The 19,289-nt window shown below is 70.5% G+C and carries 18 protein-coding genes; 7 read left to right on the forward strand and 11 right to left on the reverse strand.

The features are described from left to right. Window positions 1–573 precede the first annotated feature (573 nt). Together STBA_RS17245 and STBA_RS17250 are read left to right on the forward strand one after the other, a co-directional pair. Window positions 574–1,170, forward strand: coding sequence for a hypothetical protein (locus tag STBA_RS17245; protein WP_077060104.1), 597 nt, complete (start codon window positions 574–576; stop codon window positions 1,168–1,170). 179 nt (window positions 1,171–1,349) lie between these two features. Beyond that, the gene (locus tag STBA_RS17250; RefSeq protein ID WP_077060105.1) at window positions 1,350–1,832 is read left to right on the forward strand and encodes an NUDIX domain-containing protein; all 483 of its coding nucleotides are present in this window, start codon (window positions 1,350–1,352) and stop codon (window positions 1,830–1,832) included. Here STBA_RS17250 and STBA_RS17255 read toward each other — a convergent pair. Both STBA_RS17255 and STBA_RS17260 read right to left on the reverse strand, forming a co-directional pair. Beyond that, complete coding sequence (locus STBA_RS17255) at window positions 1,829–2,515, reverse strand: class I SAM-dependent methyltransferase (protein ID WP_077060106.1); 687 nt, start codon at window positions 2,513–2,515, stop codon at window positions 1,829–1,831. The genes STBA_RS17250 and STBA_RS17255 overlap by 4 nt on opposite strands. Window positions 2,516–2,529: 14 nt before the next feature. Beyond that, window positions 2,530–4,527: a hypothetical protein gene (locus tag STBA_RS17260; protein WP_077060107.1), complete on the reverse strand. Its 1,998-nt coding sequence runs from the start codon at window positions 4,525–4,527 to the stop codon at window positions 2,530–2,532. 115 nt (window positions 4,528–4,642) lie between these two features. Between STBA_RS17260 and STBA_RS17265 the strand changes: the two genes are divergently transcribed. Beyond that, on the forward strand, window positions 4,643–4,855 hold the full coding sequence (locus tag STBA_RS17265; RefSeq protein WP_077060108.1) for a hypothetical protein: 213 nt from the start codon (window positions 4,643–4,645) through the stop codon (window positions 4,853–4,855). A 240-nt stretch (window positions 4,856–5,095) separates the two neighbouring features. On the opposite strand, the gene STBA_RS17270 is transcribed toward STBA_RS17265, so the two are convergent. The 6 genes from STBA_RS17270 to STBA_RS37195 all read right to left on the reverse strand — a co-directional run bounded on the left by STBA_RS17270 (window position 5,096) and on the right by STBA_RS37195 (window position 10,676). Beyond that, complete coding sequence (locus STBA_RS17270; protein WP_077063389.1) at window positions 5,096–5,818, reverse strand: ABC transporter permease; 723 nt, start codon at window positions 5,816–5,818, stop codon at window positions 5,096–5,098. A 15-nt stretch (window positions 5,819–5,833) separates the two neighbouring features. After that, window positions 5,834–6,751, reverse strand: coding sequence for an ABC transporter ATP-binding protein (locus STBA_RS17275; protein ID WP_077060109.1), 918 nt, complete (start codon window positions 6,749–6,751; stop codon window positions 5,834–5,836). Beyond that, complete coding sequence (locus tag STBA_RS17280) at window positions 6,752–7,639, reverse strand: ABC transporter permease subunit (RefSeq protein WP_077060110.1); 888 nt, start codon at window positions 7,637–7,639, stop codon at window positions 6,752–6,754. Then, the gene (locus tag STBA_RS17285) at window positions 7,636–8,622 is read right to left on the reverse strand and encodes an ABC transporter ATP-binding protein (protein ID WP_077060111.1); all 987 of its coding nucleotides are present in this window, start codon (window positions 8,620–8,622) and stop codon (window positions 7,636–7,638) included. The genes STBA_RS17280 and STBA_RS17285 overlap by 4 nt, the downstream gene beginning before the upstream one ends. Before the next feature lie 104 nt (window positions 8,623–8,726). Then, on the reverse strand, window positions 8,727–9,608 hold the full coding sequence (locus STBA_RS17290; RefSeq protein ID WP_077060112.1) for a class I SAM-dependent methyltransferase: 882 nt from the start codon (window positions 9,606–9,608) through the stop codon (window positions 8,727–8,729). 135 nt (window positions 9,609–9,743) lie between these two features. After that, window positions 9,744–10,676, reverse strand: a complete 933-nt coding sequence (locus STBA_RS37195) for an LLM class flavin-dependent oxidoreductase (RefSeq protein ID WP_077060113.1) — start codon at window positions 10,674–10,676, stop codon at window positions 9,744–9,746. A gap of 116 nt (window positions 10,677–10,792) precedes the next feature. Here STBA_RS37195 and STBA_RS17300 point away from each other — a divergent pair, with 116 nt between their 5' ends. Next, entirely contained in the window at window positions 10,793–11,638 is an 846-nt protein-coding gene (locus STBA_RS17300; RefSeq protein ID WP_253194789.1) for a Cof-type HAD-IIB family hydrolase, read from the forward strand. 27 nt (window positions 11,639–11,665) lie between these two features. On the opposite strand, the gene STBA_RS17305 is transcribed toward STBA_RS17300, so the two are convergent. The 3 genes from STBA_RS17305 to STBA_RS17315 form a co-directional block, all read right to left on the reverse strand. Continuing rightward, the gene (locus tag STBA_RS17305) at window positions 11,666–12,610 is read right to left on the reverse strand and encodes a hypothetical protein (RefSeq protein WP_077060114.1); all 945 of its coding nucleotides are present in this window, start codon (window positions 12,608–12,610) and stop codon (window positions 11,666–11,668) included. 203 nt (window positions 12,611–12,813) lie between these two features. After that, a complete protein-coding gene (locus STBA_RS17310; RefSeq protein WP_253194791.1) occupies window positions 12,814–13,767 on the reverse strand; it encodes a metallophosphoesterase in 954 nt (317 codons plus the stop codon). Window positions 13,768–13,915: 148 nt separating this feature from the next. Next, the gene (locus STBA_RS17315) at window positions 13,916–15,052 is read right to left on the reverse strand and encodes a LacI family DNA-binding transcriptional regulator (RefSeq protein ID WP_077060116.1); all 1,137 of its coding nucleotides are present in this window, start codon (window positions 15,050–15,052) and stop codon (window positions 13,916–13,918) included. Between the two features lie 304 nt (window positions 15,053–15,356). On the opposite strand from STBA_RS17315, the gene hisC reads away from it, so the two are divergent. The 3 genes from hisC (at window position 15,357) to cydB (ending at window position 19,248) form a co-directional block, all read left to right on the forward strand. After that, window positions 15,357–16,517 carry a histidinol-phosphate transaminase gene (gene hisC / locus STBA_RS17320; protein WP_077060117.1) on the forward strand — a complete coding sequence of 387 codons (1,161 nt, stop codon included), beginning with the start codon at window positions 15,357–15,359 and terminating at the stop codon, window positions 16,515–16,517. 144 nt (window positions 16,518–16,661) lie between these two features. After that, a complete protein-coding gene (locus tag STBA_RS17325) occupies window positions 16,662–18,206 on the forward strand; it encodes a cytochrome ubiquinol oxidase subunit I (protein ID WP_077060118.1) in 1,545 nt (514 codons plus the stop codon). Between the two features lie 19 nt (window positions 18,207–18,225). Beyond that, on the forward strand, window positions 18,226–19,248 hold the full coding sequence (gene cydB / locus STBA_RS17330; protein WP_077060119.1) for a cytochrome d ubiquinol oxidase subunit II: 1,023 nt from the start codon (window positions 18,226–18,228) through the stop codon (window positions 19,246–19,248). Window positions 19,249–19,289: the final 41 nt, after the last annotated feature.

The following is a 19,289-nucleotide window of genomic DNA, read 5'->3' on the forward strand; positions in this document are numbered from 1 at the left end:
GGTCATGATCGGCGGCCAGTCATTCACGGTCTTCGATATGGCGGCCATGGGGCCGGGGCGCAAACGGCTGGACTTCGCGTCCGGGGAGTCGTTCGTCATGGGCCGGACGACGGTCCTGTGGGCGGCCCGCCGGGTCTCCCCCCGGCTGCGGCGCCGCTAGCGCAGGGGCGCGGGAGGGGCGCGCGTCGGCTTGTGTGCATGGCTGGCACGCCCCCAAAGTTACCCACAGGGCACCTGTGGACAACGGCCCGCGGCTCGCGAACGGACGAACGCGCAGCGCTCTGACCAGGGGTTCTTTGAAAGGGACAACTTGTCACTTTCAAAAAGCGAGTTATCCACAGGCAGCCGTTCGGCCGCCTCCCGTGACCGTATGACTATCCCCGTCGTTGGGCAGGGTGCGCGGAGGCGACTGGAGTACGAGACGTCGAGGGTTCGTGAAGTGGTGGTAGCCGGCGGCGGCGAGTCCGCGCCGGTAGTGCAGTGAGTGGCGCGTAGGGCAGATCTCCGCTCCTGGGCCCTGGATACGGGCGAATCCCACCATGCCCGTACGAGACCGGAAGGGGTCTCTCCGTCATGCACGAAGAACAAGTGCTGCTGGAGTCGCGCACACTGCGCGACCGTTACACAGAGCAAGTGGAAGTGCTCGACAAGGTCAAGGCACTCGCACTGCTGCCCGATGGACTGCACGTGACGACGGAGGCCGTGGCGGCCTACTTCGTTATCCACAGGTCGGTCATCCGCAAGGTCGTCGAGCGCCACCGGGAGGAGCTGAGCGAGAACGGCCTGACCGTGCTCCGGGGCTCTGACCTGCAAGTATTTGAGAGTGACAACATGTCACTCTCAAAGCAGAGTTATCCACAGGGCAGGGCCCATCTCACCCTCTACACCCGCCGGACGGTGCTCAACATCGCGATGCTGCTGCGCGACAGCGCCGTGGCGCGGCGGGTGCGGAGGTACCTGCTCGACGCGGAGGAGACCGGCATGCGTCCGGGCGGTGACGTCTCGCGGGCCGTTCGGGAAATCGGTGGCGTGCTGGCCGAGTTGGGGCCGGTTATCCACAGGATGTCCGTTCGACTGGAGCGTGTGGAAAGGCGTGTGGACAACACGGAGCGTGTCGTCTGCGCGATGAGCGAGCGCCTCGCCACCCTCCAGGAACGCCGGCTTCCGTAACAGCCGGTCACCGGCCCCGGCCATCCGGCCGGGGCCGGGCCGGGTCCCGGCATTCCGCCCGGCGCTCCAGCGCCGGGCGGATTCTGTTGACCCCGTTGCCCGCGGCGGCCTACAATTTCCATTGTTTTTCCCGGAATTCAGAGACGATCCGGCCGGCGCGCTCACACCCGGAGGACCAGGTGGCGCTACGAGATGTAATCAACGAAAATGACGAAGTCATCGGCCAGGCCGAGAAGGAGGAGATCCAGCAGAAAAAGCTGATCTGCCGGGTCGCGTTCGTCATCATCGTCAACTCTGCGCAGGAGCTCCTCCTCCAGCAGCGTTCCGCCCGCAAGAAGGCGTACCCCCTCTACTGGTCCGGCGCCGCGGCCGGCCATGTGCACAGCGGCGAGACGTACGAACAGGCGGCGGCACGGGAGTTGAAGGAGGAGCTGGGCGTCACCGCCCCCCTCCGCTATCTGGGCAAGCACTTCTCGGCGGAGGACAGGGAGATGGTGGCCTCGTTCCTCGCCTTTCACGACGGCCCCTACAACATCGAGCGTCATGAGATCGAGAAAATCGACTTCTTCACTCTCGAACGCTTGCGGCAGGAGATGCCCGGCATGAAAGTCACCAGCTTCCTGGAAAGGGCGCTGCCGCTCATCGACGGGAAGCTCGGCTAGGTCGCGGGCCGACGCGCGCCGCGCGAGGGCTGCGCCGGTTTCAGCGCCACCATCTTGATGTGGCTGTGCGCGTGCGTCTCCATGTCCTGGTGGGCTACTTCGAGGCGGTTCCGCTCGTAGTAGTGCAGCAGTTTGTCCCAGTCGCGGTACGCATGCGTGATGGCGCCGTCCTCGTCGTCGGGGAACGTGGGCACGACCTGGTGGCCGGGCGGGACGGGCGTGAAGGTGCTCCACGAGGAGACGGCATGGCACCCGCCGGGCGCGGTCATCTCCTGTATGCGGGCGATCAGTTGCTCCTTGGCCGCCACGTAGTGGAGCAGGCCGTTGCACACGACGAGGTCGTAACCGCCGGCGGAGTCGAAGGCCAGCGCATCGGTTCGGTGCACGGTCACCCGGGCACCGGCCTCGTACGCGAACCGCTCGATCTTCTTCGCCCCGACGTCGCTGATCTCCACCGCGTCGACCTCCCAGCCCAGCAGCGCCATGCGGATGGCGTCCGTACCCTCGCCGCTGCCCAGGTCCAGGGCCCGCCCCGGCGGCAGCCCGCGGACATGGCGCAGGACGACCTGCGTGATCAGCGAGGCCGGGTGGTCGGCCGGATCGGCGGAGTACCGCCGCTGTTTCCGCCACCAGTACCGTTCCGTCGCGCCATAGGCCGCGTCGAAGAATTCCCTGACTTCCATCCGGAGCGTTCCTCTCACACCTCGATCGGCAGGGCGGTCACCATGTCCTCGCTCTCATAGCACGACTTGAGGTCGAGGACGGCCCGCCGCCGCACGGGGTCGTCGGCGAGCTCGGAGAGCACGCGGGCGGCGGATGCCACGCCGACCGCGGCGTACACGGGAAGAATGTCGGTGAAGAAGCTGCGGTACTGGAGCCCGGCGAGTCCGGCCAGGTGCAGCTCGCGCCCGGCCGAGTAGCGGCTGAGCTCCGACGCGTCCACGAGGGGCCGCAGCTCGTCGGCGAGCTGCTGCCGCGCACGCTCCCGCGGCGGGCATTCCGCGACGCGTTCCGCGAGCGCCGCGTGACCGTGCAGGAGCAGGTTCAGCGAGGCGATTCTCCCGGCGATGGCCCGCTGGGCGGCCGTGAGGTGCTCGTCGGTGAGAGCGAGCACCGCATTGCCCAGCACCTGGTGCTCGCGGACCCGCAGCAGGTCCCCGACCGTCCACGCATGCATCTGAACGCTCGGCACGAATCCCGTCTCCGCGGACAATTCTGTCTCGAATATGTAGAAGTACAGATTCTCCTTGTCCGGATAGTAGAACGGCACCGTGCCCGTGAGGCGCGGCGCGCCCCTGGGATGGTGCACGCCCAATTCGTCGATGAGTTCGCGGCGGACCGCGGCTTCCGCCGTGTCCCGTCCGAGCAGAAAATGCGACGGTGCACGGCCCGAGTCCGCGCGGTCGCGTGTACCGTGATCCCGCTGGTTGATGTACCCGCTCAGGTGGGAGACCTTACCCAGCTCCCGCGTCGAATTCTTCGGGGTGTTTATTTCGAGCAGCGGCTCGACCTGATCCTCGCGCCTGCGCCAGGTGATGACGATGACAGCGGGCAGCCAGTCGTGGGTGTTCTGGTGGGGAATCATGACGCCCCTGCGAAACCGTGCGCCGTAGCACGAGAAACTCCCGCCGTCCCAGGTGGGGCGCCCCACGAGCACGACCTCGTGGTCCTCTTCGCCGTGCTCCACGATCTCGTTGAATATCGACTCGAAGCGCTGATCGGGCAGGTCCTCGAATTCCACGCGGGGTGCTTCCGGGCCTGCCAGGTGGGAGGGGGAGGCGGCCAGCTGGACGAAGACGCGGCCGTCACCCATGCGCAGGACCGCGCCCTGCAGCGGCATCAGCCCGCGGTGCGCGTACACCTTCCAGCGCCCGGGAACACCGCGCCGCAGGAGCAGCGACATCACCGTCCGTCGTGCGAGTGCCGCGCGCTGCCTGCGTTCCCGCGCCGCCGCCTCCGGGTCGGGGAACTGGGCCGTGAGATCGTCCCGCACGAGGTGGAGCAGATCGTCGGTCAGGAAGACGACGCAGAGCTCGTCCCAGAACGCTGCCTCCCCGTACCGCTCGCGCTTGCGCAGCAGCGCCCGCTCCAGCAGCTCCGCCAGGTCACGGTGGACGGGGTCGACAATGACCACCCGCACGGCGTCGGCGAGCCGGTCGAGGAGGAGCCCAGGACCCACGGCGGTGTGCACGGCACGGCCGCCCGCCTCGGGAGCGGGGCCGGGCAGGGGAACCGGTACGGCGCCTTCCGCCTGCGGAGCAGGGGCCGGCGCGCGGTCCGGTTCTGGCGCCGGGGCTCGGGCGGCCAAAGCGGCCAGGATCTCCTCGGCCACCTGCTCGCAGATGGTCACCTCGTAGGTCTTCCGGAAATGGTCCGTCGTCACCCCGCACTGCTCGGCGGCCTTCTTCCGCCTTTGCTGCGCCGGCCAGGCGCGGGTCCCGGGAGCGAGACCGAAGGTGTACTCGGCGGCATCACCGAGTTCGCCGCCGCCGATGCCGGACACCGCCATTCTGAGCAGATTTTCGATGGCGGTCTGCGACGAAGGCGTTGCCGAGGGAACGAGGCCGCTCAGCCGCGCGGCCTTTTCCAGAGCGTCGAATCGGTGTCTGCGGACTTGGGTGAGCCCCTTTTCCCGCAGTTTCTTCAGGTCGGCGACAAGCCGGGGGTAGTCCGGCCCCCTCGATTCCTCCGGCATATCCCGATGGTCCCCGAATCACCACCGGGTGACAACCGGGTGACGCCGCATCAGGCGTGTTTCGATCGAAGTCGGCGCCTTCCTTTCCACTTGCAGAGAAGGGGATCAAGACCAGATGTCCAGGGAACTCTCAGGTCTCGTCCTGCGGTACGCCGCCCGCACCGTCGTCTGGTACCAGGCCGGCGCCGAACCGGCACACCTGCTGGTGACAGGGCTGTTCGAGCTGGCCGTGCTGCTCCTCCGGCGCCGCGCGCGGGGCGCGCCGCCCGGACCGGGCGGCGCACCGCCCGCATCCGCCGCGGACCGGGACGCAGGCACCGCCCGGTGAACCGGCCGGGCGGGCGGCCCGCACCGGACCGCCCGCCCGGCTACCCGGCCATCCGGCCATCGGCCGGACAGGGCCTAGGTCCTGTCCTGTCGATCTTGTCGGATAAGCCCGCGGCGTCAGATGCGGTGCATCGCAAGGCGCCGGATCGCAGCTCATACCTGTCCGTATTCGCGCGATTCGGTAACGCAGCGAGGTGACGTAGCTGGCGTCGCGGGCCCGGCAAGATCGGCCGGACAGGGCCTAGTCGTCGCCCGCCACCTTCAGGCTTCGCAGGCGTTCGCCCGCGTACCAGGTGCCGAGCACTGTGGCGACCACGAGGAGGATCATCGCGGTGGGCAGGGCGACGTCGGAGGAGATGTCGGCGCCGTCGGCGGCGATGCGCTCGGCCAGGGAGAGCGACCACTGCTGGATGGACAGCACGCGGGCGCCGGGGACGAGGTTGCCGAAGAGTGCCTCCCAGACCATGGCGTAGATCAGGCCGAGGACCACCGCGTTCCGCGAAAGGGTGCCGAGCAGCAGGAAGACCGCGCTGTAGGCGACGGAGGCGACGATGGCGGCCACGGTGAACGCGGTGGCGATCTGCTGGCTGTTGCCGTTGAGGATGATGCCGGCGATCAGGATGGGCACGACCGTGAACGCGAGGGAGACGCCGATCGCCACGAACAGTTTGGTGGTGACGATGGTCCGCCGGTTCAGCGGCTTGGACAGCAGGTAGACGATGGACCCGTCGTCGATCTCCGGGGCGATGGCGCCCGTGCCCGCGATGACGCCGATCAGCGGGACCAGGGTGGCGAGCGCGAGGCCGCCGAGGATCTCGGTCGCGGCCCGGTCGTCGACGCCGGCGAACGCGCGCACGGCGACGGCGATGACCAGCAGCAGGGCGGGCAGCGCGCAGAGGATCAGGGCGCGGCGGCGCCCGAGCAGGGCACGGTAGGTGAGCCGGGCGACGGTGTGGTTGTACAGCATCGTGTCGAGTCCTTAACGGCTGACCAGGTAGGAGAAGACGCTTTCCAGCGACTCGTCGGACGGGGAGACCGTCAGCAGCCGGATGCCGTGGTCCTTTGCCAGCCGGGGCAGTTGGGTGGTGAAGCGGCCGAAGTCGACGGCCTGTACGCGCAGTGCGTTCTCCGCCGTGTCGAACTCGATGCCGCTGGTGGACCTGTCGGCGATCAGCGCGGCGGCCAGGGCCCGGTCGTCGCTGGAACGCACCAGGTAGCGGTGCGGCCGGTCGGTCATCAGGCGGCGGATCTTGCGGTAGTCGCCGGAGGCCGCGTGGCGACCGGCGACGATGACCTCGATGTGGGTGGCGAGCTGTTCGACCTCTTCGAGGATGTGCGAGGAGAACAGCACGGTGCGGCCGTCGTTCCCCATCTTGCGCAGCAGCTCCATCAGGTGCATGCGCTGGCGCGGGTCCATGCCGTTGAACGGCTCGTCGAGCAGCAGCACGGACGGCTCGTGGACGAGGGCGGAGGCCATTTTGACGCGCTGGCGCATGCCCTTGCTGTAGGTGGCGATGCGGCGGTCGGCGGCGTGCGCCATGTCCACCGTGTCCAGGGCGGCGCGGGCGGCCGAGCCCGGGTCGGCCAGGCCGTGCAGCTCCGCGTTGGCCAGGACGAACTCGCCGCCGGTGAGGTAGTCGTACATGCCCTCGCGTTCGGGGACCAGGCCGATCTCGCTGTAGACCGGCGCGTTGCGCCAGATCGTGCGGTCGTCGAGGGTGACGGTGCCCGAGGAGGGGGCGAGGAAGCCGCTCATCATGTGGATGAGGGTGGACTTGCCGGCGCCGTTGGGGCCGAGCAGCCCGGTGACGCCGGGCGCGATCTCCATGGTGACGTCGTTGACGGCGACGACGTTGCCGAACCAGCGGGAGGTCTTGGTGATGCGGATGGTGGTCACTTAGCCCGCCTTCCGGTAGCGGCGCGTCAGCAGGAAGTAGCACAGCGCGATGATGGCGGCGATGACCACGACGTACGCGGCGCCCGCCGCGTTGGTGAGCATCTGGTCGCCGGGGAACTCCAGCTCGCCGCCGAGGAATTTGGCCTGAAAGCCCTCAAGCAGGGAGCCGGGCGAGAACAGCCCGATCCAGCCCACCGCGTCGGGGCTGCCCTGCTCGTCCGCGACGACCATGAGGGAGATCACGGCGAAGTACGGGATGGTGAGCACCGAGATGATCGCGGCGACGCCGAAGCCGCGCCGGGGGGTCATCGAGGCGATCAGCAGGCCGATGGCGGCGTGCAGCACGGCGAACACCGCGGTGGCGACCAGGCCGCGGGCGAACGCGGTGGTCTGGTCCGCGAAGTCCAGCTTGGCGAGGAGGCTGCCGACGTAGGAGATGAGCAGCGGAATGCCGACGAAGAGGAACAGCGAAGCGGTCAGCGAGGCGAACTTGGCGATCACGTAGTCGCCGCGTTCGATCGGGCGGGAGAAGTACAGCGGGATCGTCTTGTACCGCAGGTCGAGCGACACCATCTGCGGCGCGGCGAGCGCGAGATAGAGGCCGAAGATCGGCTGCATGAACACGCCGTAGGCGGTGTACTCGATCGGCAGCTCGTCCCGCCCCGTGGTCATCACGACCGCGACCATCACCACCGCGGGAGCGCACATGATCACGAACAGGCCGATGGGCAGCATCTTGGAGCGCGCGGAACGGCCGAGCCCGTAGGCGCCGCGGAGCGAGTGGACGAACAGGGAGCACCGGGCGTACATGGCGCCGAGCCGCTCGCCCTCGTAGCGGCGGTAGCCGATGTCGTGGATGCGTGCGTCGGGCGCTGGGGGGGCAGTCATGAGCGGACCTCTTCCCGGCCGTCCTGGAAGACCTCGGCGATGCGGTGGCGGCGCTGTTCCATGCGGATGAGCCCGAGGCCCAGGTCCGCGACGACGTCGCGGACGGCATCGTGCACCACGTCCTGCACCGCCTCCTGCGCGGCTTCGGGTCCGGGGCCGGCCGCCGGGGCGGGCTCGGGGGCGTCGATGTGCACGATGTGGCCGGTGCCCGCGGTGGCCGTGAGGCCGCGGGCGGCGAGCGCGTCCAGCAGGGCCCTGGTGCCGTCCGGGTGGGTGTCGCTGTCGGTGACCTCGACCGCCAGGGAGGCGGTCGCCTCGGTGAAGCCGGCGATGCTCTGGGCGCGCAGCAGCTTCCCGCCGTCGATGACGACGACGTGGTCGCTGATGCGCTCCAGCTCGCCCAGCAGGTGCGAGGTGACGAGCACCGATATGCCGAACTCGGCGTGGATGCGGCGGATCAGCCCGAGCATCTCGTCCCGCCCCGCGGGGTCGAGGCCGTTCGTCGGCTCGTCGAGCAGCACCAGCTTCGGGTCGTGCACGAGCGCCTGGGCGAGCTTCACCCGCTGCTTCATGCCGGTGGAGTAGCCGCCCATCGGCCGGTACCGCTCCTCGTACAGCCCGACGTGCCGCAACGTGTCGGCGGTCCGCTCGCGGGCCGAGGTACGCGGCAGCCCCGACATGCGGGCCATGTGCACGACGAACTCGGTCGCCGAGACGTCCGGTGGCAGGCAGTCGTGCTCGGGCATGTAGCCGACCTGCTCCCTGATGGCGCCGCCCTCGTGCGCGGCATTTCTGCCGAGCACGGTGGCGGTGCCGTCGCTGGCCGGGGCCAGTCCCAGGAGGATCTTGATCAAGGTCGACTTTCCGGCCCCGTTGGCACCCACAAGACCGGTCACACCCGGCCCGATGTCCACGGTCAGCCGGTCCAGCGCGGTCACCCTCGGGTACCGCTTGGTCAGGCTCTCGGTCTGAATCACGCTCACCCGGGTGACGCTAGTGTCTTTGTGCGGGAGCGCGCGTCACACTTTGGTAGGGCAGTGGCGAACTTTGGTAGGGCCCTGCCCCGGGTCGATCCCCTAGGGGAGAGTCACTCGGCCCGCAGGAAGGCGCTGGTCGTCACCTTGCCGATCTTCGTCAGCCGGGTGCTGCCGCTCGCGAGGTGCTCGTCGGTGGCCTCCTTCACGCCCGGCCACACGTGGTCGTCGTAGTCGTCGATGACCACGACCGCGCCCGGCGCGGCGAGCTCCTCGACCCACTCCAGGTCCGCCTTGACGCCCTTCGCCGAGTGGTCGCCGTCCACGACGATGACACCGAACTTGCCGCCGGCGAGCGACGCGTGGATGTCCGCGTCCGTGGAGTAGCCGCGCAGCAGCCGCACGCGGTCCGGCAGCACCCCGGCGAAGTGGAGGTTGGCGCGGACGATCTCCTCGTTGATCGGCGTGGCGGAGGCGTCCGCGGTGATCTCCATGCCCTCCTGGAGCTGCACCGGGGCGATCGGGTCGACGATCGTCAGCTGGTACGGGATGCCGGCCCGCAGCATCTGGCGCGCGAGGCAGCCCGCGAACAGCCCGTACAGGGTGCCGATCTCCAGCACGTCCCCGTTCGGCGGCTTCAGCAGCGGGGTCGTGGCCAGCTTCCCCAGGATGTTGGAGGTGCCGCCGGCGAGCCGCCCGACCCCCCGGTTCTCGACCTCGACCAGGGTGCGGTACGCCTGGATGACGGCACGGCGCGCATGCTTTTCACCGGTGACCTCGCCGACCTGCTTGGCCACGGCGCCGAGCTGGGCGGGCCCCGGGTGGCGGTTGAAGCGGCGGCCGTCACTGCCGAGGAGCAGCTCGATGCTGTGCTGCTGCTCCTTGAGGCGCTTCAGCTCGTCCTTGGTATCGCGCAGCTCCTTGCGTACCTTCCGGTCGATGCGCTGGTCGATACGCCTGAGGACAGGGCGAGCGGTTCTGCGGAGGAGACTCATGGTCCGACGCTAATGCGCGCCGGGCCATTCGGCTATCACATCATCCGAACGGAACAAGGCCCTGGAACACTTTTCACCCGGCGTTCAACTTCGCCGAAGATCACGGACGTTGATCATCCACGCGGCGGTCGGCCGTCACCCGGCCAGCTGCGGCAGGCCCTCGGTGACGACCCGCTCGAAAACGTCCAGGTCGGCGGCGAACACCGAGTCCGGGATCGGCCAGTGCAGCACCAGCTCGGTGAAGCCGAGATCGGCGCACGCACCGGCGTAGTCGACGAACGCGGCGACCGAGGCCAGCGGGTCGATGCCCGGCGGGGTGCTGCTGGCGTCGAGCAGGACCTTGCCGAGCCCGGCGGGCTCGCGGCCCGCCTCCTCGCACACGCCCTCCAGGTGCTCGATCTGCCGCGCGAGTCCGGCCATGAAGTCGGCCGCGGAGCCGTCGAACGTCCGCGGATCGCCCGTCGTCACCCATGCCTGCCCGTGCCGGGCGGCCAGCCGCAGCCCGCGCCGACCGGTCGCCGCCACCGCGAACGGCAACCGGGGCCGCTGCACGCAGCCGGGCACCGTGCGCACCTCGTGCGCCGAGTAGAACTCGCCCCGGTAGGAGATGCCGCCGCTGCCGCCCTCGCTCAGCAGCCGGTCGAGCAGCCGGACGAACTCCTCGAACCGGTCGGCCCGCTCCCGCGGCGGCCACGCCTCGTTCCCCAGCGCCGTCGCGTCGAAGCCGGTGCCGCCGGAGCCGATGCCGAGGGTGACCCGCCCCTGCGCCACGTCGTCCAGCGTGATCAGCTCCTTGGCCAGCGTGACCGGATGCCGGAAGTTCGGCGAGGTGACCATCGTGCCCAGGCGCATCCGCTCGGTGACCGCGGCGGCGGCCGTCAGCGTCGGCAGCGCGCCGAACCAGGTGCGGTCGCGGAAGCTGCGCCACGAGAGGTGGTCATAGGTGTAGGCGGCGTGGAAGCCCAGCTCCTCGGCGCGCTGCCAGATCCTTCTGCCCTCCTGGGACCAGCGGTGGACCGGCAGGATCACGGTGGAGAGCCGCAGCGGAAGCTCGGGAGAGGCAGCCATGGGCAGCAAGCGTAGGCCCTTTCCGGCCAGTGTTCCGCCGCTTCACGAAGCACGCCGGGGCGCGGGCACAGCTGAGTGCTCCTCCGCACGCATGTGCGCGCATATGCTGGTGGATTGTGCCCCCTCCCACTCCGCCTTCCCCTCCCTCTCCCCGCCTCATCGCCACCGACCTCGACGGCACCCTGCTGCGCAACGACAAGACCGTCTCCCCCCGCACCGTCGCCGCCCTCGCCGCGGCGGAGCGCGCCGGAATCCACGTCATCTTCGTCACCGGCAGGCCCGCACGCTGGATGGGCGTGGTCAGCGCGCACGTACACGGCCACGGCCTGGCCATCTGCGGGAACGGTGCGGCCGTCGCCGACCTGCACCGCGGCGGCGAGCTGGTCGAGACCCGCCCGCTCGCCCCGGAGAACGCGCTGGCGGTCGTGCACGCGCTGCGCCGGGCCGCGCCCGGCGTGAGCTTCGCCGTCGAACGCACCGGCGGCATCCACCACGAGCCCGCCTACCCTCCGCTGAGCATGGACCCCGCCTCCGAGGTGGCGCCCGTGGAGAAGCTGCTCGCGCCGCCGCAGGACCGCCAGGAGCACCCGGTGCTGAAGCTCCTCGCCCACCACGGCGGCCTCGACCCCGACGAGTTCCTGCGGCTCGGCCGCGAAGCCGCGGGGGAGCACGGCGAGTTCACCCGTTCCAGCCCCACCGCACTGCTGGAGATCAGCGCGCCGGGCGTCAGCAAGGCCAGCACGCTCGCGCAGCGCTGCCGCCGCTACGGCATCAGGCCCGACGAGGTGGTGGCGTTCGGCGACATGCCCAACGACCTGGAGATGCTGGGCTGGGCCGGCACCGGCTACGCCATGGCCAACGCGCATCCCGCGGTGCTCGCGGCGGCGCACCGGCACACCGTCTCCAACGAGGAGGACGGGGTCGCGGTCGTCATCGAGGACCTGCTCGGCCGCACGGCCTGAGCCCGGCCGCCCGCCCCGCCGCCGCGGTCAGTCGCGGTCGGCGCCGCCCTCCGCGGGCGAGGAGAACGTGGGACCTGAGAAGTCCGGGTGCCCGAACCGCGGCCTGGCGCCGTCCCCGCCGTCGGCCGGGCTGGAGAAATCGGGCGAGGAGAACTCCGGCTGCGCCGCGTCCTGATCGTCGTCGGCCGGGCTGGAGAAGTCGGGCGAGGAGAAGTCCGGCGAGGAGAACTCGGTCCTGCCGTAGCGCGGGGCGGCTGACGACCCGCCGCCGCGGCTGGAGAATTCCGGCGAGCTGAAGTCGGGGGAGGAGAACCGCAGCCGGGGGCTGCGCCCCTGCCGCTCGTGGTCGGCCCCCGCGGCGTGCTCCCGCAGGAACGGCGCGATGCCGCGCTCCAGCAGCGCGCGCCGCCACTCCTCGCGGGCGCGGGCCAGCTGGTCCTGCCCGGTGGCGGTGGCGCGGATCGACGTCGCGCCGTTCCGCACGGCGGCGACCACCAGACCGCCGACCGCGACCAGCAGTCCGGCCGCGGCGATCACGGCGAACACCCAGCCGGCACTCCGCATCGGCGCGGCCATCGCGGGCTCGGGGTCGGCGACGCGCAGCGCGTAGCCCAGGAGCAGGAAGACCACCGCGGCGATGGCCGCGAGCACCGGAACCAGCGCGAAGAACACCGTGATCACGCCGCTCCCGCCACCCGGCCCGTCCGGCCCGTCCGGCCCGTCCGGCCGCCCGGACGCGGGCCCGGGCGCGCGGCCCTCGGTCCGCGGCTGGAGGCGCAGCCGCACCAGCCGTTCGTACTCGGGCGCGGCGGCGGCCGTGATCTGTGGCAGCGCGTCGACCGCCAGGCCGCGCAGCGCTTCGATGCGATCCGTGTCGGCGTGCGTGGTGAGCCGGGCCGAACGCAACGCATGGTCCAGGATCTGCTCGTACTCGGTGCGGTCCTCCGGTGACAAGCCGTCAAGGCTGCTCATAGGCGTCCCCCAGATACTTCTCCGGCAGAGAGCTGGTGAGCGGGCCATGATGGTAGAGCCCATCCGGCGTGTTGTGACAGAGAATTACCGGAATCTTCTCAACCTTCAGCCCTGCTCGACAATTACGTCCCCCCTTCCCGCTGACTTCGTTCGCACGCGGGTTGACGCCGAGTTGACCGTGAGGAGAAGACTCCGGATGGGGCTCACTCCGCCAACGGCAGCCGTGCGACCAGGAGTTTGCCCGCCATGGTGACGCCGCCGTCCATCGCGATGGCGAGCGCGTCGGCGTAGACGTGCGGCCCCTCCACGCGTGGTGTGCTGTCCGCCCCGGCCTCGCCCTGGGCGTCCGAGTCGGCCCCGCCGGTCTCGCCGGTGAGGTAGGGAATCGGGCTGTGTCCGTGGACCACGCGCCGCCCGCCGTAGGTGTCGAGCAGCTCCCGCACGGCCTGCGGCCCGCCCTCGTCGCGGAAGGCGAAGCGCTTGGTGAACTTGCGGAACAGGTCCCAGGTCTCCTCCGCGTCATTGCGCTGGAGTGCCTGCCAGATCGCGTCGTTGACGTCGTCGACCGTGCCGCCGTACTCCAGGTAGGCGGTGGTGTCCGAGTGCAGCAGCAGGTGGCCGTCCGCCAGGGCCATCGAGTCCAGCCGCGACATCCACTGGATGTGGTGATCGCGCAGCCGCTCCATGTCCGTCCGCTGCCCGCCGTTGAGCAGCCACGCCGCCTGGAACGTGGCCGTCCCCGCCGCCGAGTCCACCGGGGTGTCGCCGAACCGGCTGGCGCCGAGCAGCAGCAGTTCGTGGTTGCCCAGGAGCGCCTTGCAGTAGCCGCCGGCCGCGGCGGCCTCCGCGGAAAGCCGCATCACCAGATCGATCACGCCGACCCCGTCGGGCCCGCGGTCGGTGAAGTCGCCGAGGAACCACAGGCGCGTCGTGCCCGCGGCCCACCGGTCCTCGGCGTCCGTCAGCCCGGCCTCGCGCAGCGCGACGCGCAGCTCGTCGAGGTATCCGTGCACGTCACCGACGACGTAGAGCGGTCCGGCCCCGTCGATCACGGGCAGGTCGGGCACCGTTGGGGAGTAGACGGCGTCGGGCTCCTCCGAGCCGTCCCGCTCCTCGCCCTGCCACGCATCCGGTCCCTGGCCGGCCCCCTGAGTCATCGACCCCTCCACCACTACGCGCCGCCTCGCCTTCACGACCTGACCGTCCGGCCAGGTCACGGTGCCATTCGCCCATCATAGGAATCCCGGTGCCGGGCGTTGACACACCCGGGGCACCGTCGGCTGCCGGATAACTGTCTACCCGAAACTACTGGTCGACGGCAGGGGGTGTACGAGGGGCTGCCAATGTGGCGTGCGGGAGACGGGGTGCGGGACACCTCGCGCGCTGGGATGAGGCGCGCACGATCAGCTCGGTCGGCATCACCTGGTGGCTGCCCTGTGCCCGGCCGGCGGCCCCCTCGATGGCGTCGATGAGGAGGTGGATGACGGCGGTGCCGATACGGCCCGGCTTCAGCGAGAGCGTGGTGATCGGGGGCTCGGTCGTCGCGTAGACGCCGGACTCGCTGCAGCAGACGAGGAGCAGGTCGTCGGGGACGCGCAGCCCGTAGCGGCGGGCGGCGGCGAGCAGGTCGGTGCCGTTGGGGTCGAAGAGCCCGTACACGGCGTCGGGCCGGTCGGCGCGGGCCAGCAGCCGGTCGGCGGCGACGGCGCTGGCGCACGGGTCGTGCGCGGGGTACGCCTCGTAGACCGGGTCCTGGCGGGCGCGGGCGCACCAGTCGAGGTAGGCGGTGGTGGACAGCCGGGTGTAGGTGTCGGTGCTGGTGCCGGTCAGCAGGCCGATGCGGCGGGCGCCGGCCGCGGCGAGGTGGTCGAGCAGACCGGTGACGGCGGCCTCGTGGTCGTTGTCCACCCAGGCGGTGACGGGCAGGCTGCCGCCCGGCCTGCCGTCGGAGACGACGGGGATGCCCTGGCGGACCAGCTCGGTGACCACCGGGTCGTGGTCGGAGGGGTCGATGACGACGGTGCCGTCGAGCGCCACGTTGGACCACACGTCGAAGTCGCGGCGCTGCGAGGTGGCGGGCAGGATGACGAGCGCGTAGCCGCGGGCGAGGGCGGCGGAGGTGGCGGCGCGGGCCATCTCGGCGAAGTAGGCGAACTCGGTGAAGGTGAACGGCTCCTCGCCGTAGGTGGTGACCGTGAGGCCGATCAGCCCGGATTTCCCGGTCCGCAGGGTGCGTGCGGCGGCCGAGGGCCGGTAGCCGAGGCGGTCGGCGACGGAGCGCACGTGGCGCCGGGTGGTGTCGGGCAGCCGGCCCTTCCCGTTCAGCGCATCGGAGACAGTGGTGATCGAGACACCGGCGGCTGCCGCGACATCGCGGATGCCCGCTCGCCCGCCCGTGCGGCGACCGGTGGCCCGGGTCATCTGATGCTTCGCTGCTGTCATGGCGACCTGATGGTAGGCCCGGAGGAACCGGCGGGCGGCTGGATCAAGACCCGCGTGTGGCAGTACGTTTCTGCAAGGTCATGTGCCCATTTCACCTTGCATACGAAGATCATTCGACCAGATTCGACTCAACAGAACCGATGTGCGAGCGGCTGCTCCGTATGGCCCACGGCCGTTCAACACCGTGGCCGTCACTCTCACGGGTGTAGCGCGCCACGGCGCTCGCCAGGGGCGTGGGCATCGTGGCATGCGCCGTTCGGCGGAGGGCTACGCCGAGACCGGCGTTCCCCATAAAGTGAGGAGGATGAGCACATCTTCTCAGGGACCCGTGGTGCCCGCGGCCTTGGGCCCCCGGCTGCGCGCGGCGCTCGACGGCGTCCCGGTCTACGCCCCCGGCCGGCCCGCAGGCACCGGGCCGCGCTCGTTCAAGCTCTCCTCCAACGAGAATCCGTATCCCCCGCTGCCCGGCGTGCTCGAAGCCGCGGTGGCCGCGGCGGGCTCGTTCAACCGTTACCCGGACATGGCCTGTTCCGCGCTGATCGACGGGCTCGCCGAGCACTACGGGGTGCCGGCCGCGCACGTGGCCGTCGGCACCGGCTCGGTGGGGGTCGCCCAGCAGCTGCTCCAGGCCACGGCAGGACCCGGTGACGAGGTGATGTACGCCTGGCGCTCCTTCGAGGCGTACCCGATCATCACCCGGATCTCCGGCGCGACCCCGGTGCAGGTGCCGCTGACCGCCACCGAGGAGCACGATCTGCCGGCGATGGCGGACGCCATCACGGAACGGACGCGGCTGATCTTCGTCTGCAACCCGAACAACCCGACCGGGGCCGGCATCGGCCGGGCCGCCCTGGAGGCGTTCCTGGCGCGGGTGCCGCCGGATGTGCTGGTGGTCCTTGACGAGGCGTACCGGGAGTTCGTGCGCGATCCGGAGGTGCCCGACGGCCTGGAGATCTACCGGGACCGGCCCAATGTGTGCGTGCTGCGGACCTTCTCCAAGGCGTACGGGCTGGCCGGGCTGCGGGTCGGCTTCGCGGTGGCCCACGAGCCGGTGGCCACGGCGCTGCGCAAGACGGCCGTGCCGTTCGGGGTCAGCCAGATCGCGCAGGACGCGGCGCTCGCCTCGATGCGCGCCGAGGCAGCGCTGCTGGCGCGGGTGGACGCGCTGGTCGGTGAGCGGGCGCGGGTGACGGCCGGGCTCGCCGCACAGGGCTGGCGGGTGCCCGCCTCGCAGGCGAACTTCGTGTGGCTGCGGCTGGGGGAGGCCACGTCGGCCTTCGCGGCGGCGTGCGAGAGCGCGGGCGTGACGGTGCGGCCGTTCGCGGGCGAGGGGGTCAGGGTCACGGTCGCGGAGCCGGAGGCGAACGACGTCCTGCTGGCAACTGCCGCGCAATTCGCGAAACTTCGGGCCGGAGCCGAGGCCGGAGCGGAAACCGGGGCCGAAGCCGAGGCCACGGGCGGCTGACGGCCGGGGGTGCCCCGGGCCGCCAGGGCACCCCTCCGCACACACCCCCTGGTCACGGGCTCGGGAGGAGGTGGTCCATAATGGCTTGTGAATGTGAATACGTTCACAAGATCCGATCCGCGGACCCTGCGGAGGAGCAGAACCATGGACCTCGCTCTTGCCCCGGAGACCCTGGCGCGGTGGCAGTTCGGCATCACGACCGTCTACCACTTCCTCTTCGTCCCCCTCACCATCTCCCTCGCCACCCTGACGGCGTGCCTCCAGACCGCCTGGGTGCGCACCCGCAAGGAGAAGTACCTCAGGGCCACCAAGTTCTGGGGCAAGCTGTTCCTGATCAACATCGCGCTGGGCGTGGTCACCGGCATCGTGCAGGAGTTCCAGTTCGGGATGAACTGGTCGGACTACTCGCGCTTCGTCGGTGACGTCTTCGGGGTTCCGCTGGCCTTCGAGGCGCTGATCGCCTTCTTCTTCGAGTCCACGTTCATCGGCCTGTGGATCTTCGGCTGGGACAAGCTGCCGCCCAAGCTCCACCTCGCCACGATCTGGACCGTCGCCGTCGGCACGGTGATCTCCGCCTACTTCATCCTCGCCGCCAACTCCTGGATGCAGCACCCGGTCGGCTACCGGATCAACGAGGAGACCGGCCGCGCCGAGCTGACCGACTTCCTGCACGTCCTCACGCAGAACACCGCGGTCGCCCAGTTCGCCCACACCATCACCGCCGCCTTCCTCACCGGCGGCGCGTTCATGGTCGGCATCGCCGCCTACCACCTGGTCCGCCGCCGGCACGTCGCCGTGATGCGCACCTCGCTGCGGCTCGGCCTGGTCACCATGGTCGCCGCCGGGCTGCTGACCGCGTTCACCGGCGACCGGCTCGGCAAGATCATGTACGAGCAGCAGCCCATGAAGATGGCCGCCGCCGAGGCGCTGTGGGAGACCGAGGGGCCCGCGCCGTTCTCCCTCTTCGCCGTCGGCGACGTGGAGCAGGGGCACAACACGGTGGCCGTGGAGATCCCGGGGCTGCTGTCCTTCCTCGCCCACGACAACTTCTCCGAGCCCGTGCCCGGCATCAACGACATGAACGAGGCGCTCGCCGAGGAGTACGGCCCCGGCGACTACCGGCCCAACATCCCGCTGGCCTACTGGAGCTTCCGCTGGATGATCGGCTTCGGCATGGCCTCGGCCACCCTCGGCGCCATCGGTCTCTGGCTCACCCGACGCCGCTTCCTGCTCGATCCGGCGCTGCGCACCGGCGAGGACGAACGGCCGCGCCTCGCCCTCACCCCCGGCCGCGAACTCGGCCCTGCCCTCACCGGCTGGTACTGGCGGCTGGCGCTGCTCACCATGCTGTTCCCGCTGATAGCGAACGTCTGGGGCTGGGTCTTCACCGAAACCGGCCGCCAGCCCTGGGTCGTGTACGGCCTGCTGCGCACCGACGCCGCCGTCTCGCCCGGCGTCTCCCAGGGCGAAGTGATCACCTCGCTGGTCGTCTTCACACTGCTCTACGCGGTGCTCGCGGTGATCGAGGTCCGGCTGATCGTCAAGTACGCCAAGGCCGGTCCGCCCGAGCTGACCGAGGCCGACCTGAATCCGCCCACCCGCATCGGCGGCGACAGCGGCGGTGGCGGCGCCGGTGGCGCCGGTGGCGCCGACGCGGACGCCGACCGGCCGATGGCCTTCTCCTACTGACCCACGTGAGGAGTCCGCGATGAATCTGCCCGAGCTCTGGTTCGTCCTCATCGCCGTCCTGTGGACGGGCTACTTCTTCCTGGAGGGCTTCGACTTCGGCGTCGGTATCCTGACCGGGACGCTGGCCCGCGACCGCGCGGAACGCCGCGTGCTGATCAACACCATCGGCCCGGTCTGGGACGGCAACGAGGTCTGGCTGATCACGGCGGGCGGCGCCACGTTCGCCGCCTTCCCCGAGTGGTACGCCACCCTCTTCTCCGGCTTCTACCTGCCGCTGCTGCTCATCCTCGTCTGCCTGATCGTGCGCGGCGTCGCCTTCGAGTACCGCCACAAGCGCCCGGAGGAACGGTGGCAGCGGAACTGGGAGCACGCCATCTTCTGGACCTCCCTGACCACCGCGTTCCTGTGGGGCGTCGCCTTCGCCAACATCGTGCACGGCGTGCCGATCGGCGCCGGCCACGAGTACACCGGAACGCTGTTCGACCTGCTCGGCCCGCACGCCCTCCTGGGCGGGGCCGCCACCGTGGCGCTGTTCGCCTTCCACGGCGCGGTCTTCACCGCGCTGAAGACCGTCGGCGACATCCGCGTCCGCGCCCGCCGCGCCGCGACCGGGCTCGGCCTCGCGGCCGGGATGCTGGGCGCCGCGTTCCTGCTGTGGACGCAGGCGGACAACGGCAACGGCCGCAGCCTCGCCGCGCTCGCCGTCGCCGCCGCGGCCCTGCTCGCCGCCCTGGCGGCGAACGGGCGCGGCCGGGAGGGCTGGGCGTTCCTGTGGTCCGGGCTCGTCGTGGTGGCGGCCGTCGCCATGATCTTCCTGGCCCTGTTCCCCGACGTCATGCCCTCCTCGACCGCCCCCGAGTGGAGCCTGACCGTCGACAACGCCTCCTCCACCCCCTACACGCTGCGGATCATGACCTGGTGCGCCGCGTTCGCCACCCCGGTGGTGCTGCTGTACCAGGGCTGGACGTACTGGGTCTTCCGTAAGCGGATCGGAACGCAGCACATCGCCGGACAGGCGGAACGGCATGCCCCGGCGTCCTAGCCGCGGGAGCGCACACGGACAGGCGAACCGCCGAGCAGGAG

This window comes from Streptomyces sp. MP131-18, assembly GCF_001984575.1.
GTDB lineage: Bacteria > Actinomycetota > Actinomycetes > Streptomycetales > Streptomycetaceae > Streptomyces > Streptomyces johnsoniae.